We start from the raw sequence: 14309 nt of genomic DNA on the forward strand, positions 1-14309 counted from the left end.
GTGGATCTTTCGGTCACGATGCATGTCCGGAAGACAGGATTTGTGTTGGCGTGAGGTCCACCTCGCGACATTGCCTCCAGGAGACGGATCATGCTTCGCGTCGTCGTCCTGGGCGCCGCAGCCGGCGGCGGAGTGCCGCAATGGAATTGCGGCTGCGAGGGCTGCCGGACGGCCCGTGATAACGGCCAAGAGCTGCAACGGACCCAAGCCTCGGTCGCCTTCACTGGCGACGGCGAGCACTGGTTCTTGATCAACGCCTCCCCCGACCTCCGCCAGCAATTGAATGCGACGCCACAGCTGCATCCGAAGGCAGGCGCGCTGCGCCATACGCCGATCGCAGGCGTGATCCTGACCAACAGCGAAGTGGACGCGGTGGCAGGCCTGCTGTCGATGCGCGAGGGCTCGCCCTTCGCGGTCTATGCGCATGAGAAGGTGCTGGCGATCCTGAAGGCCAACAGCATCTTCAACGTGCTGAACGAGAAGAACGTGCAGCGCCTGCCGGTCGGCATCAACGAGCCGTTCGAGCCGCGGCTGCCGGACGGGGCGCGCTCAGGACTTGAGGTGCGGCCCTTCGCGGTCTCGGGCAAATCGGCCTGGTACCTGGAAGGCAAGGCGCATCCGGGCGGCGACACCGGCGAGGGCGATACGCTGGGGCTGAAGATCACCGACAAAGCGACCGGCAAATGCTTCTATTTCATCGCCGCCTGCGCCGAGGTCACCGACGCGCTCAAGGCCGAGATCGACGGCGCTTCGCTGGTGTTCTTCGACGGCACGGTGTGGCAGGACGACGAGATGATCAAGGCTGGGCTCGGCCACAAGACCGGCAAGAGCATGGGCCACGTCGCGATGTCCGGTGACCACGGCGCCATCGCGCGGCTTGCCGACCTCACACTCGACAGGAAGATATTTCTGCATATCAATAACTCGAACCCGGCACTGCTGCCCGCATCCCCCGAGCGCAAGGCCGCTGAAGCGGCGGGCTGGCAGATACCCGCTGACGGAACGGAGATCGTGCTGTGAATGCCGCGTCACTGACTGGAATGACCGCGCTCTCGATCGGCAAGGACATCAGGCTCACTAGCGCCGAGGAGCTGGAGGCGACGCTGCGCCATATCGGTGCGACGCGCTATCACAGCCTGCATCCGTTCCATAGACTGCTGCACGGCGGCAAGCTGAACAAGGGCCAGGTCCAGGCCTGGGCCCTGAACCGCTACTATTATCAGAGCACCATCCCGATCAAGGACGCGGTGGTGATCTCGCGCTTCCGCGACCGCGCCACGCGCGTGGAATGGCGCCACCGCATCGAGGACCATGACGGCGATATCGGCTCCGAAGGCGGGATCGAGCGCTGGCTGAAGCTGACCGACGGCCTCGGGCTGGACACGGCTTATGTGGAATCGACCGAGGGCATCCTGCCCGCGACGCGCTTCGCGGTCGAAGCCTATGTCCACTATTGCCGCGAGAAGTCGCCGCTGGAGGCAATCGCCTCCTCGCTCACCGAATTGTTCGCGCCGAACCTGCACGAGGAGCGCATTGCCGGCATGCTGGAGCACTATGACTTCGTCAATCCTGACACCATGAGCTACTTCAAGCGCCGCCTGGCACAGGCGCCGCGCGACGCCGGGTTTGCGCTCGACTATGTCAAGGCGCACGCCACCACGCCCGAGCAACGCGCGTCGGTCTGCAACGCGCTGATCTTCAAGACCAACGTGCTATGGGTGCAGCTCGACGCGCTCCAACACGCCTATGTCGAGGGCCACATTCCGCCGGGCGCGTTCGTGCCCCAAGAACACCAAAAAGCGAGCTGAGGAACAACCGATGGCCGGGCCGCGTCACATCAGCGTCAGCGAGACCAGCCGGCCGGTGCTGCCGCGGCACGCCAAGCTGAAATATGACGAGACGCGAAAAGTCTGGGTGATCCTGGCGCCCGAACGCGTGCTGGCGCCGGACGAGATCGCGGTCGAGGTCTTGCAGCTCTGCGACGGCGAGCGCAATGTCGGCGACATGTCCGACCAGCTCGCGGCAAAATACGCCGCGCCGCGAGAGGCGATCCTGGCCGACGTCATCGTCATGCTGCAGGATCTCGCCGACAAGGGCTTTCTCACGGAGGCCCGGGAGAAGACGTCATGAGCGATGTGCTCGGCAATCCCACCATTCCGCCCGACGCCAGTGACAGCCTCGCGGTGCTGGAGAAGAGCCGCTCGACGGCGGAGACGTTCGGCATTCCGCTCGCCGTGCTGCTCGAGATCACCCACCGCTGCCCGCTGCAATGTCCCTATTGCTCCAACCCGGTCGAGCTCGACCGCTCGGGCAAGGAGCTGACCACCGAGGAATGGAAGAAAGTCCTGAGCGAGCTCGCCGAGATCGGCGTGCTCCAGGTGCATTTCTCCGGCGGCGAACCGACCGCGCGCAAGGATCTGGTCGAACTGGTCAAGCATGCCAGCGACGTCGGCCTCTACACCAACCTCATCACCTCGGCCGTGCTGCTGACGCGCGAGCGGCTGAGCGAGCTGGCCGATGCCGGGCTCTGCCACGTGCAGATCAGCTTCCAGGGCGTTGAAGAAGCCCTCGCCGATCGCGTCGGCGGTTACAAAAACGGGCATCGCAAGAAGCTCGAAGTGGCAAAATGGACGCGCGATCTCGATTTGCCGCTCACCGTGAACGCGGTGATGCACCGGCAGAACCTGCACCAGCTGCCTGATATCATCCAGATGTCGATCGATCTCGACGCCGACCGGCTCGAGGTCGCCAATGTCCAATATTACGGCTGGGCGCTGAGGAACCGCGCCGCGCTGATGCCGACGGTGGCGCAGCTCGACGAGTGCACCCGTATCGTCGAGGACGCGCGCGAGCGGCTGAAGGGCCGGCTGACGATCGACTATGTCGTGCCCGATTACTACGCGCTGCGGCCGAAGAAGTGCATGGGCGGCTGGGGCCGGCAGTTCTTCAACATTTCGCCGGCCGGCAAGGTGCTGCCCTGCCACGCCGCCGAGAGCATCACCGGGCTGGACTTCGAATCCGTGCGCTCCAACCATTCGATCGCATGGATCTGGCAGAACTCGGAGGCCTTCAACCGCTATCGCGGCACCGGCTGGATGAAGGAACCGTGCAAGAGTTGCGAATTCCGCGAGATCGATTTCGGCGGCTGCCGCTGCCAGGCCTTTGCGCTGACCGGTGACGCCGCCAACACCGATCCGGCCTGTGCGCTGTCGCCGCTGCACGAGACCATCTTCAAGCAGGCCGAGCGCGAGGCCGAGGGCGACACCAACCGCTTCATCTACCGCAATTTCGCCGGCGGCACTCTGGAATCCGGGAACGATGCCTGACGCCGACGCGGCCAGCTCAGTCAAGCGCACCGATCCCTTTGCGCCGCTGACCTCCGAAACGCTCGACGTCGGCGACGGCCACGAGCTCTATGTCGAGAGCGTCGGCCGCACCGACGGAATCCCCGCGGTCTACCTGCATGGCGGCCCCGGCAGCGGCTGCCAGCCCGACCACCGCCGGCTGTTTGATCCCGACCGTTTCCATACCGTGCTGTTCGACCAGCGCGGCTGCGGCCGCAGCCGGCCGAAGGGATCGCGCCAGCACAACACCACGCAGCATCTGATCGCGGACATGGAAAAAATCCGCGAGAAATTCGGGGTCGCGCGCTGGATGGTGGTCGGCGGATCCTGGGGCGCGACGCTGGCGCTGGCTTATGCGCAGGCGCATCCCGAGCGCGTTTCCGGGATTGCGCTCCGCGCGACGTTTCTCGGCACGCGTGCTGAAGTCGAGATCGCCTTCACCTCGCGCCTGTCGCAATTCTACCCCGCGCTCTACGAGGATTTTCTGAGCGTGCTGCCGCTCGAGGAGCGCGCGCGGCCGGTGGAAGCCTATTATCGCCGCATCCTCGATCCCGATCCGGCCGTGCATGGCCCGGCCTCGCGCGCCTGGTACGATACCGAGCGCGCCTTGTCCGAGCACAAGGCGGCAAAGACCCGGCTGGACCTGGCGTCGCTGAACGTCTGGCGCACATTGCCGGCGACACCGTTCATGGAGGCGCATTATTTCATTCACGACAGCTTCATGACGGAGAACCAGTTGTTGCGGAACGCCGGCAAGCTCGACGGCATTCCCGGCATCATCGTCCAAGGCCGCTACGATCTGTTGTGCCCTCCCGAGACATCCGAGCGGCTAGCGAAAGCGTGGCCGGGTTCCGAGATTCGCATCGTGGAAGAAGCCGGCCATTCGCTCTATGATACCGGCGTGCGAGACGCGGTCATGAAGTCGATCGCGGATATCGCTTCGAAGATTTCTCGATAGCGGGACAACAAGAAAATGCCACTCGCTGGAAAAAGCATGCTGCTGACGTCGATGAATATCGACGTTTCAGATGAAGCCGATTTCAATCGATGGTACGATCGCGAGCATCTGGAAGAGCGCGTTGCGATCGAGGGTTTTCTGGAGGCGCGGCGCTATGTCGCGCACGCTGCCAATCCCAAATACCTCTCGCTGTATTCGACCGCGACGCTCGACGTGCTCGACAGTCCCGCCTACCGGGCGCGGCTCGCCAATCAGACCGAATGGTCGCGGCGCAGCATGGCGCATTTCAAGGACATGCTGCGCGTGGTCGCCCGCATCACGATCAGCAACGGCACCGGCCGAGGCGCGGCGCTCGGCCTCGTGCGGCTGCGGCCGACGCCGGACAATGCGGCCGCGTGGCGTGACGCACTGCAAGAACGGCTGGCGCCTGAAAAACACGACGGCATCATCTCCATGCATCTGCTCGAAAGCGAGCCGGAATTGTCGGGCGCGACCGCGGACATTCCGGCAGTGCGCAACGAAGGCGCACGCGACTGGTTCGTGCTGATCGACGGCACGCATGTCGGCGCGGTCTCGGCCGTGATCGCCGCGCGCTTCACCGGCCCTGCCGCCTCGCCATTCCCGCTTCCCGTGTCGGTCGGCACCTACAGCCTGATGTGGGACCTCGCGAAGAGCGACATCGCGCGCAACTAAGACGCATCGCAATATGTTGCACCGCCGCATACTGCGCGCGGCAATTAATGATGTGCGCGCTGGGCTCCCATGAAAGCCGGTGATCACCCAAATTTGCCGTTGTACTTCGGAGCGGTTCTAATAAGCTAACCCAATGACGTCATTCAGAAACCAGATCGCCGCGCGTTAGCGTTCGCCAAGCTCAAGAAAAGGCCGCCGGGTCTTTGAGCCTGCGCGGACAGGGTAGGAATGAAACCGACCGACATTGCGGCCCCCGACTACTTTCACAAAGTGGTCGATTGCCAATGGGCCTGTCCTGCGCACACCCCCGTTCCCGAATACATCCGACTGATCGCTCAAGGCCGCTACAGCGACGCCTATATGATCAACTGGAAATCGAACGTGTTTCCCGGAATTCTGGGACGCACCTGCGATCGTCCATGCGAGCCGGCGTGCCGCCGCGGACGCGTCGAGGAGACCCCGGTCGCGATCTGCCGCCTGAAGCGCGTCGCCGCCGACTTCAAGGACGACATCACCCAACGCCTGCCGCGGCCCTCGGCCAAGAACGGCAAGCGCGTCGCCTTCGTCGGTGGCGGTCCCGCTTCGCTGACGGTTGCGCGCGATCTCGCACCGCTCGGCTATCACTGCACGGTGTTCGACGGCGATCCACGAGCCGGCGGCATGATGCGCTCGCAGATCCCGAAATTTCGCCTGCCGGATTCAGTCATCGACGAGGAGACCGGCTACATCCTGGGTCTCGGCGTTGACTTCAAGGGCGGCCACCGCATCGAAAGCATGAAGGCGCTGCTCGCGGAGAAGTATGACGCGATCTTCGTCGGCTCCGGCGCACCGCGCGGACGCGAGCTCGACATCCCCGGACGCAAGGAAGCAGCCGCCAACGTCCATATCGGCATCGACTGGCTGTCCTCGGTCTCGTTCGGCCATACCGACAAGATCGGCAAGCGCGTCATCGTGCTCGGCGGCGGCAACACCGCGATGGATTGCTGCCGCACCGCGCGTCGCCTCGGCGGCGAAGAGGTGAAGGTCGTCGTGCGCTCCGGCTTCGAGGAAATGAAGGCCTCGCCCTGGGAGAAGGAAGACGCGCTCCACGAAGACATCCCGATCCTCAACTTCCTCGTGCCCACAGCCTTCGTCCACGACAACGGCAAGCTCACCGGCATCACCTTCCAGAAGGTGAAGGCCGAATACGACGCCAAGGGCCGCCGCAACCTCGTGCCCTCGGGCGAGCCGGACCAAACCATCGAATGCGACGACGTGCTGGTCGCGGTCGGCCAGGAGAACGCCTTTCCCTGGATCGAGCAGGACTGCGGGATCAAGTTCGACAAATGGCACATGCCCAAGGTCGATCCGCAAACCTTCGTCTCGACCAACCCGAAAGTATTCTTCGGCGGCGACGCCGCGTTCGGGCCGAAGAATATCATCTGGGCGGTGGCGCAGGGCCATGATGCCGCGCTGTCGATCCACAAGATGCTCTCGGGCGAGGACGTCACCGAGCGTCCATTGCCGGAGGTGCACATCTCCTCGCAGAAGATGGGCATCCACGAATGGAGCTATGACAACGACATCTCCAACGACAAGCGCTACAAGGTGCCGCATCGCGACAAGGTGATCGCGCTGAAGGACATCCGCACGGAGGTCGAGCTCGGCTACGACGTCAAGCTGGCGCTGGGCGAGGCCGAGCGCTGCCTGAACTGCGACGTCCAGACCGTGTTCTCGACCTCGCTCTGCATCGAGTGCGACGCCTGCGTCGACATCTGTCCGATGGACTGCATCACCTTTACCGACAATGGCGAGGAAGGCGATCTCCGTCAGCGCCTGAAAGCGCCCTCGCTGCATCCGGACCAGGATCTCTATGTCTCGAGCGACCTCAAGACCGGGCGCGTGATGATCAAGGACGAGGATGTCTGCCTGCATTGCGGGCTGTGTGCCGAGCGCTGTCCCACCGGCGCCTGGGACATGCAGAAATATTTGATCGAGATGACTCACGCAGGTTCAGCATGTCCGACAAAAAGCCGATCAGCAGCGTAAACGACTTCGTCGTCCGCTTCGCCAACGTCAACGGATCGGGCTCGGCCAGCGCCAACGAGATGTTTGCGCGCGCGATTCTGCGCCATGGCGTTCCGGTGAGCCCTCGTAACATCTTCCCCTCCAACATCCAGGGCCTGCCGACCTGGTACGAGGTGCGGGTGACCGAACAGGGCCATCTCGGCGCCCGCGGCGGCGTCGACATGATGGTGGCGATGAACCCGCAGACCTGGGACAAGGACGTCGCCGGCATCGAGCCCGGCGGCTATCTGTTCTACGATTCCACCAAGCCGATGCCGTCGACCAAATTCCGCGACGACATCACCGTGATCGGGGTCCCCCTGACCGCGATCACCAACTCGACCTATACCGATCCGCGCCAGCGCCAGCTGTTCAAGAACATCATCTATCTCGGGGCGCTCTCGGCGCTGCTCGACATGGATCCGAAGCTGATCGAGCAGCTGATCGGCGAGCAGTACAAGGGCAAGGAGAAGCTGCTCTCGTCCAACGTCCACGCGCTGCATCTCGGCCGCGACTGGGCGCTGCAAAACCTGAAATGTCCGACCGGGCTGCGGGTGAAGAAGTCCGACAAGGTCGGCGACCGCATCTTCATCGAGGGCAACAGCGCCGCCGCGCTCGGCGCCGTCTATGGCGGCGCCACGGTGTGCGCCTGGTATCCGATCACGCCGTCCTCGTCCGTGGCCGAGGCTTTCACCGCCCACTGCAAGAAGTACCGGCACGATCCGGAAACCGGCAAGGCGAAATACGCCATCGTGCAGGGCGAGGACGAGCTCGCTTCGATCGGCATCGTGATCGGCGCCTCCTGGAACGGCGCGCGCGCCTTCACCGCAACCTCCGGCCCCGGCATCTCGCTGATGACCGAGTTCATCGGCCTGTCATATTTCGCCGAAATCCCGGCCGTGATCATGAACATCCAGCGCGCCGGTCCCTCGACCGGCATGCCGACCCGGACCCAGCAATGCGACATCATCGCCTGCGCCTATGCTTCGCATGGCGACACCAAGCATGTGCTGCTGTTCCCTGAGGATCCCGCCGAGGCGTTCGAGTTCGCGGCCGCGGCCTTCGATCTCGCCGAGCGGCTCCAGACCACCATCTTCCTGATGCTCGACCTCGACATCGGCATGAACCACCGGCTCTGCCGTCCCTTGAAGTGGGACGACGCCAAGCAATATGACCGCGGCAAGGTGATGACTTCGGAGATGCTGGAGGAAGGCCGCGACTTCGGCCGCTATCTCGACGTCGACGGCGACGGCATTCCCTACCGAACCTATCCCGGCACGCATCCGACCAAGGGCTCATATTTTACCCGCGGCACGTCGCGCGACCGCTATGCGCGTTACTCCGAAGAAGGCTCGGTCTACGCCGACAACATGCAGCGGCTGATGCGCAAGTTCGAGACCGCGCAGGATTTGGTGCCGCGGCCGCTTCAGGCTAATGCGGAACGGCCGACCAAATACGGCGTGATCTATTTCGGTTCGACTACGCCGGCGATGGACGAGGCGATCGGATTGTTGGAGGCACGAGGCCATCAGCTCGATCGCCTGCGCATCCGCGCCTTCCCGTTCCACTCCAGCGTGGCGAGCTTCCTCGCGGAGCACGATTTCGTCTACGTGGTCGAGCAGAACCGCGACAGCCAGCTGCGCCAGCTCATCGTCAACGAAAACGGCATCGACCCGGTGCGGCTGGTGCCGATCGTGCACTACGACGGCTCGCCGATCACCGCCCGCTTCATCGCAAAAGCCATCGGCGACCACCAGGATCACCTCAAGGTGACCCCGCTCCGCAAGGCCGTGTCATGACCTACATTGCAAAGCCGAAATTCCACCATCCCGGGCTGAAGAAGAACGAGCTCGGCTACACCCATCGCGACTACGAAGGCAAGATCTCGACGCTGTGCGCCGGCTGTGGCCATGACTCGATCACGGCCTCGATCATCGAGGCCTGCTATGAGCTTTCGATCGAGCCGCACCGGGTTGCGAAGATCTCGGGCATCGGCTGCTCGTCGAAGACGCCGGACTACTTCCTCGGCAATTCGCACGGCTTCAACTCCGTGCACGGCCGCATGCCCAGCGTCCTGACCGGCGCCAATCTCGCCAATCGCGACCTGATCTATCTCGGTGTCTCCGGCGACGGCGATTCCGCCTCGATCGGCTTCGGCCAGTTCGCCCATTCGATCCGGCGCGGGGTGAACATGACCTATATCGTCGAGAACAACGGCGTCTACGGCCTGACCAAGGGCCAGTTCTCGGCGACCGCCGACCGCGGCTCGAAGTCCAAGAAGGGCGTCACCAACACCGACAACGCCATCGACCTCGTCGCCATCGCGCTGCAGTTGGGGGCGACTTTCGTCGCGCGCTCGTTCTCCGGCGACAAGACCCAGCTCGTGCCGCTGATCGCGGCCGCGATCCGCCACAAGGGCGCGTCGTTCATCGACGTCATCAGCCCCTGCATCGCCTTCAACAATCACGCCGGCTCGACCAAGAGCTTCGACTATGTTCGCGAGCACAATGACGCGGTGAACCGGCTCGACGTGCTGGTCGGCCGCGATCCGATTGCGGTGGATTACGCACCGGGCACGGTGCAAATGGTCGAGCAGCATGACGGCAGCAGGATCGCGCTGCGCAAGATCGATGCCGACTACGATCCGCACGACCGGCTCGGCGCCCAGACCTTCCTGCAAAAGCACGCCGCAAAGGGACAGATCGTCACGGGGCTGCTCTACGTCGATCCCGACGCGGAAGATCTGCACGAGCATCTCAACACGGTCGAGACGCCGCTCAACACGCTGGAAGCGGACACGCTCTGCCCGGGCTCGGCGATGCTGGACAAGTTCAACGCCAGCCTGCGGTGATCGCTACCGCGCCGCAGCCGGCTGCCGGACGCGTATGGTGATCTTCTCCGACACGATGGGCGGCTCGAACGGATAGTGCTTGGCATCGCCCAGCACGAGTTGGAGCGTATGCGTCCCGGGCGGAAGCTCGAGAAGCGTTTCGGTCTGCCCTGCCCCGAAATGCAGATGCGACTTGTCCTGCAGGATCGGCTCCTTGGGATCGATGGGGTCGTTGACGTCGATCAGCAAATGATGATGACCGGCGTTCTGATACTCGTCGCCGGCATGGGTCACTCCCATGTTGCGCAAGCCGAACCGGACCCAGAATCCGCCGCGGACCTTCTGCCCGTCATGCGGGGTGATGAAATAGAGCTTGGCGTCCTTGGGCGCTGCCTTGCCCTGCGAAAAGGCCCCCCCCGGGAGCAATGCGAGCGCCGCCGCCAGCGCGACGCAACGAAGGATCTGCATCAAACCAACTCCTCCACTTAAGGGCTGAGCGCCACGCGGAATCCGTGCGTCGGATAACGAACGTTGGTGTCGTAGCCATCGCGGTTGGACGGCCGCACATATCTCGAATCGTTCTTCCAGGAGCCCGAGCGCAGGACATGAGCGCTGCAGTCCCCGCTGCTCCATGCCGAGCCGTCGCCGGGCGCGCCCTGATAGGTCTTGTGCCAGCAGTCCTCGACCCATTGATCGACACCGCCGCCCATGTCGTGGAGCCCGAACGGATTAGGCCTGAAGCTGCCGACCTTCGCCGGCTGCTCGGCCGCGAGATCACCGCAATCCTTGCAACCGGCCATGCCCGGCTGCAGCTTGTCGCCCCACCAATATTTGGTCTGCGTTCCGCCCCGCGCGGCATATTCCCATTCGGCTTCGCTCGGAAGCCGATAAGTCTTCTTCGTCGCCTGAGCGAGATAGGCCGCATATTGCTGCGCGTCGGTCCAGCTCGCATTGCTGACCGGCGCATCGTCCTTGCCGATCGCCGTGAAGCCGCACGCCTTTGCAGCAGCGCACTCGTTCCATTCCTGCACGGTTACCGGATATTTTCCGATCGAGAACGGCTTGACCGTCACCTGATGGACAGGACGCTCGGTCGGGTCGTCATTGCTTCCCATCGCAAAGCTGCCGCCGCGAATGGCGACCATCTCGGGTTCGCGGACGGGAATGGCCGATTGACTTGCCGATTGACTCGGCGCGGGAGCGGGCGACGGAGATGACGAAGCCGACGAGGGAGAAGGCTGCGGCGTCTGCGGCGCTGCTTCGCGCGACGGAGGCTGCGGGCTCGGTGATGCGGCAGGCGAAGCGGTGGGAGAAGCGGTGGGCCCGGTGGCCTGCTCGCTCACCCTGCCCGGTGTCTGAGCCAGCAGATACCACAGCACACCGGCGGCAATCACCGACAGCGTGATACCCAGGAGAAAGATCAGAGTATTCTCGCGCCGCCCCCGCGTCCTGCCGACCGCGTCTGCATCCGGCAGCACTTTATAGACGCGCACGGGATCGGTGATGTTCTTGACCTTACGGTCCCCGAGCGACTCGTAACCGCACACGACCTTGTGCTTGATCTGCTCGTAGATCGCGCCGGAGATAAAGACCTGGCCTGGCTCGGCGATGCCCTCGATGCGCGTGGCGATGTTGACGCCGTCGCCGTAGACGTCGTCCGGCTCCACGATGACATCACCGAGATTGACGCCAATCCGGTACTCGATCCGGGTGTCCTTCGGAAGCGAGGCGTTGCGGCCGATGAGATTCTGCTGGATGACGATGCTGCATCGGACGGCCTCGACCGGACTGTCGAAAATCGCGATGAAGCCATCGCCCGTCGTCTTCACCAGACTTCCATTGTGCTCGACGATGCTGGGCTGGATGAGATCCCGCTCGATCCGCTTGACGCGGACGTGCGTGCCCTCCTCGTCGGCCTGCATCAGGCGGCTGTAGGAAGCGATGTCACCGACAATGATGGCCGCGAGGCGACGAGGCATAGGGCCGTGCGAAGGCGGCTCGTCATTCCCGGATCTGAAGTTGCGAATTTCGCCCATTGCGGGGACTCCACAAACTTACAAAGGCAGACCCCAACCTACGACTGCCAAAGGCGATCGTCTGTGAAGGCTATCACATCGACGAAATCGGGCAATGTCCGTGGGGATCGCAGGAGTCGATTTCCGAAAGGCGAAGGCGTTACATCGAATGAACCTTTATGACCCCACCGATGACTAACGCCCCGCGTGGAACTAATCACCTCGCTCCGCCCTGCGATGCTCGTGTCATTGATGTGCGAACCATGAACGCGTCGCACCGGGTTCGCGTCTAAAGTACAGCTCAGTTGCTGCACGCGAGGCCATCATGAAGTTTTTTCTCGTTGCTGCCGTCTTCCTCGCCGCCTTCGCCGGCGCGGCCCACGCCGAGGAGGCCGACGATATCCGTGAGGCCAGCAAGGCCGAAGCCGAGACCTTCAACGCGCGCATGTATGCCGGCGCACCCGCCAATAAGGCCTATGCCTGCTTCGTGCGGCGCTACGATGCCGAGCACCTGGCGCGTCATCCGAAGCAGAAGGTCGCCGCGATGAAGCTGCTGATCTCGGCGGAGATGGACACCGAAGACAAGCAGCTCCACAATTCCTTCCGCCTCGGTTTTAAGTATCGTCACCGCTCGGGCGACTTCGATTCCAGCGGCTCCTGTCATCACACCGTGTTCACCAAGGACGGCACCGAAATCCGCCTCGGCTGCGGCGTCGACTGCGAGGGCGGCGGCATCGGCGTCGCGCTCGCAAACGACGACAAATCGGCGATCGTGCGGCTGGCGCGGGTCAGGGTTTGGCAGAACAACAAGCCGGATGAGGATGCCGAACTGTCACTGGTCGCCGGCGCCGACGACGGGATTTTCCGCCTGGATCGAACGGACAATAAGGAATGCGCCTCGCTCGTGACCGACCGCAAGGAACTCGCCGCGCTCCGCCACAAATGATATGCGTCCGGCGCAATCGAGGGAGATCGTCATGAACCGCCGGAACATGTTGTGGAGCGCCGTCTCAGGCCTGGGCGCGGCGCTTGGCGCCTCCAGCGCAAAGGCCGCGACGGACGCCGGCACGGGCAACAAGCTGAAGGTGGTCTATCATCTGAGCGATGCCGAGAAGGTCAATTTCGTCCTCGGCAACATCCAGAACCACATCGAGGGCGTCGGCGGCCCCGAGCATGTGACGATCGCGCTGGTGATCCACGGGCCGGCGCTGAAGGCGTTTCACTCGGCGCAGGCCAACCCTGACATCAGCAAGCGCGTCGGCGATTTCTCCAAGGATGGCGTCGAGCTTGCCGCCTGCGGCAACACGATGAAGGCGCAGAACGTCACCCTCGCGGATCTCTTGCCGGGCTTCGTCAGCGCGGAGAAGGGCGGCGTGGTCCGTTTGGCCGAGCTCCAGTCGCAGGGTTATCTCTATCTGCGGCCGTAGGGGCGCGGGAGGCGCCGCTACATTGTCCGTCATTGCGAGCGCAGCGAAGCAATCCAGTCCCTCCACGGAGGCAGACTGGATTGCTTCGTCGCAAGGGCTCCTCGCAATGACGGCGGAGCGGGTTGCGCGAGCGAGGACCACACGCTCGCAACGCGCTTGACTTACCCATAACCATGCGGTTATGAATATACCCATAACTTACAGGTTATGGATTACATGCCCGCCGCCGCTCACGACCTTCTGTTCAGGACGCTCGCCGACCCCACCCGTCGGGCGATCTTCGAGCGATTGTGCCGCGAGGGCGAACAGACGGTCGGGGCCCTGACGGCACTGTCGGGCGTGTCCCAGCCGGCGGTCTCAAAACATCTCGGTGCGCTGAAGCAGGCTGGCCTGGTGCGCGACCGGCATCAAGGGCGGCAGACGCATTACAGCGCACAGCCCGGCGCGCTCAATCCGCTGATCGACTGGACCAGCCAGATGGCCGGGTTCTGGCAGAACCGGCTCGATGCGCTCGACGATCTCCTAACGAGGATGGACCAATGAACGAATCCGCGACCGAAATCCGATCTGTCGTCGTCGAGCGCGAATTTGCCTTTCCAGCAGAGCGGATCTGGCGCGCGCTGACGCAGCCACATCTGATCGAGGAATGGCTGATGAAGAACGACTTCAAGCCGAGCGTGGGCCATCGCTTCAACCTTCGCGGCGAGTGGGGCGGCGTGCTGGACTGCGAGGTCCTCACCATCGAGCCGCAGAAGACGCTCGCCTACACCTGGAATTTCTCGCATGACGACGCGGCGTTCGATCTCAAGAGCGTCGTGACCTTCACGCTGACGCCGGCGGGCGCGGGCACGCATCTGCGCGTCGAGCAAGCGGGCTTCAGCCCGACGCAGAAGCAGGCTTTTGGCGGCGCGCATGCCGGCTGGAAGCAGTTTCTCGCCAAGTTGGACGAACTGCTGGCAAGGGCAGACTAGCTCGGCCGCCGGCCTTCATTCGATC

Annotated in this window: 15 protein-coding genes; 13 read left to right on the forward strand and 2 right to left on the reverse strand. The window is 63.6% G+C overall.

The window, feature by feature from the left end:
• The first annotated feature begins 90 nt into the window (after positions 1-90).
• The 9 genes from pqqB to ABIB91_RS25220 all read left to right on the forward strand — a co-directional run bounded on the left by pqqB (position 91) and on the right by ABIB91_RS25220 (position 9892).
• The gene (gene pqqB / locus ABIB91_RS25180) at positions 91-1020 is read left to right on the forward strand and encodes a pyrroloquinoline quinone biosynthesis protein PqqB (RefSeq protein ID WP_354168221.1); all 930 of its coding nucleotides are present in this window, start codon (positions 91-93) and stop codon (positions 1018-1020) included.
• Between the two features lie 20 nt (positions 1021-1040).
• Positions 1041-1808 carry a pyrroloquinoline-quinone synthase PqqC gene (pqqC, locus tag ABIB91_RS25185; protein ID WP_502917016.1) on the forward strand — a complete coding sequence of 256 codons (768 nt, stop codon included), beginning with the start codon at positions 1041-1043 and terminating at the stop codon, positions 1806-1808.
• 10 nt (positions 1809-1818) lie between these two features.
• Positions 1819-2130, forward strand: a complete 312-nt coding sequence (pqqD, locus tag ABIB91_RS25190) for a pyrroloquinoline quinone biosynthesis peptide chaperone PqqD (protein WP_354168225.1) — start codon at positions 1819-1821, stop codon at positions 2128-2130.
• Entirely contained in the window at positions 2127-3326 is a 1200-nt protein-coding gene (gene pqqE, locus ABIB91_RS25195; RefSeq protein WP_354168227.1) for a pyrroloquinoline quinone biosynthesis protein PqqE, read from the forward strand. Before pqqD ends, pqqE begins: the two co-directional genes overlap by 4 nt.
• Complete coding sequence (pip, locus tag ABIB91_RS25200) at positions 3319-4302, forward strand: prolyl aminopeptidase (protein ID WP_354168229.1); 984 nt, start codon at positions 3319-3321, stop codon at positions 4300-4302. Before pqqE ends, pip begins: the two co-directional genes overlap by 8 nt.
• A 15-nt stretch (positions 4303-4317) precedes the next feature.
• Positions 4318-4995, forward strand: a complete 678-nt coding sequence (locus ABIB91_RS25205; protein WP_354168231.1) for a hypothetical protein — start codon at positions 4318-4320, stop codon at positions 4993-4995.
• Between the two features lie 228 nt (positions 4996-5223).
• Entirely contained in the window at positions 5224-7023 is a 1800-nt protein-coding gene (locus ABIB91_RS25210) for an FAD-dependent oxidoreductase (protein ID WP_354168233.1), read from the forward strand.
• On the forward strand, positions 6993-8840 hold the full coding sequence (locus tag ABIB91_RS25215; protein WP_007595684.1) for a 2-oxoacid:acceptor oxidoreductase subunit alpha: 1848 nt from the start codon (positions 6993-6995) through the stop codon (positions 8838-8840). Before ABIB91_RS25210 ends, ABIB91_RS25215 begins: the two co-directional genes overlap by 31 nt.
• Positions 8837-9892, forward strand: a complete 1056-nt coding sequence (locus ABIB91_RS25220) for a 2-oxoacid:ferredoxin oxidoreductase subunit beta (protein ID WP_007595686.1) — start codon at positions 8837-8839, stop codon at positions 9890-9892. Before ABIB91_RS25215 ends, ABIB91_RS25220 begins: the two co-directional genes overlap by 4 nt.
• A gap of 3 nt (positions 9893-9895) precedes the next feature.
• Here the strand turns inward: ABIB91_RS25220 and ABIB91_RS25225 are convergent, their stop codons facing one another.
• Both ABIB91_RS25225 and ABIB91_RS25230 read right to left on the reverse strand, forming a co-directional pair.
• On the reverse strand, positions 9896-10339 hold the full coding sequence (locus ABIB91_RS25225; RefSeq protein ID WP_354168236.1) for a DUF4399 domain-containing protein: 444 nt from the start codon (positions 10337-10339) through the stop codon (positions 9896-9898).
• A 17-nt stretch (positions 10340-10356) separates the two neighbouring features.
• The gene (locus ABIB91_RS25230; RefSeq protein ID WP_354168238.1) at positions 10357-11907 is read right to left on the reverse strand and encodes an SUMF1/EgtB/PvdO family nonheme iron enzyme; all 1551 of its coding nucleotides are present in this window, start codon (positions 11905-11907) and stop codon (positions 10357-10359) included.
• Positions 11908-12211: 304 nt separating this feature from the next.
• Here ABIB91_RS25230 and ABIB91_RS25235 point away from each other — a divergent pair, with 304 nt between their 5' ends.
• The 4 genes from ABIB91_RS25235 to ABIB91_RS25250 all read left to right on the forward strand — a co-directional run bounded on the left by ABIB91_RS25235 (position 12212) and on the right by ABIB91_RS25250 (position 14284).
• Positions 12212-12832, forward strand: a complete 621-nt coding sequence (locus tag ABIB91_RS25235) for a hypothetical protein (protein ID WP_354168240.1) — start codon at positions 12212-12214, stop codon at positions 12830-12832.
• A 31-nt stretch (positions 12833-12863) separates the two neighbouring features.
• On the forward strand, positions 12864-13313 hold the full coding sequence (locus tag ABIB91_RS25240; RefSeq protein WP_354168242.1) for a DsrE family protein: 450 nt from the start codon (positions 12864-12866) through the stop codon (positions 13311-13313).
• 216 nt (positions 13314-13529) lie between these two features.
• The gene (locus tag ABIB91_RS25245) at positions 13530-13856 is read left to right on the forward strand and encodes an ArsR/SmtB family transcription factor (RefSeq protein WP_354168244.1); all 327 of its coding nucleotides are present in this window, start codon (positions 13530-13532) and stop codon (positions 13854-13856) included.
• Positions 13853-14284 (forward strand): SRPBCC family protein, encoded by a 432-nt coding sequence (locus tag ABIB91_RS25250; RefSeq protein ID WP_354168246.1) that lies wholly within the window; start codon positions 13853-13855, stop codon positions 14282-14284. Before ABIB91_RS25245 ends, ABIB91_RS25250 begins: the two co-directional genes overlap by 4 nt.
• Positions 14285-14309: the final 25 nt, after the last annotated feature.

Origin of the sequence: Bradyrhizobium sp. JR4.3 (assembly GCF_040547695.1) — a bacterium.
GTDB classification, from domain to species: Bacteria; Pseudomonadota; Alphaproteobacteria; order Rhizobiales; family Xanthobacteraceae; genus Bradyrhizobium; species Bradyrhizobium canariense.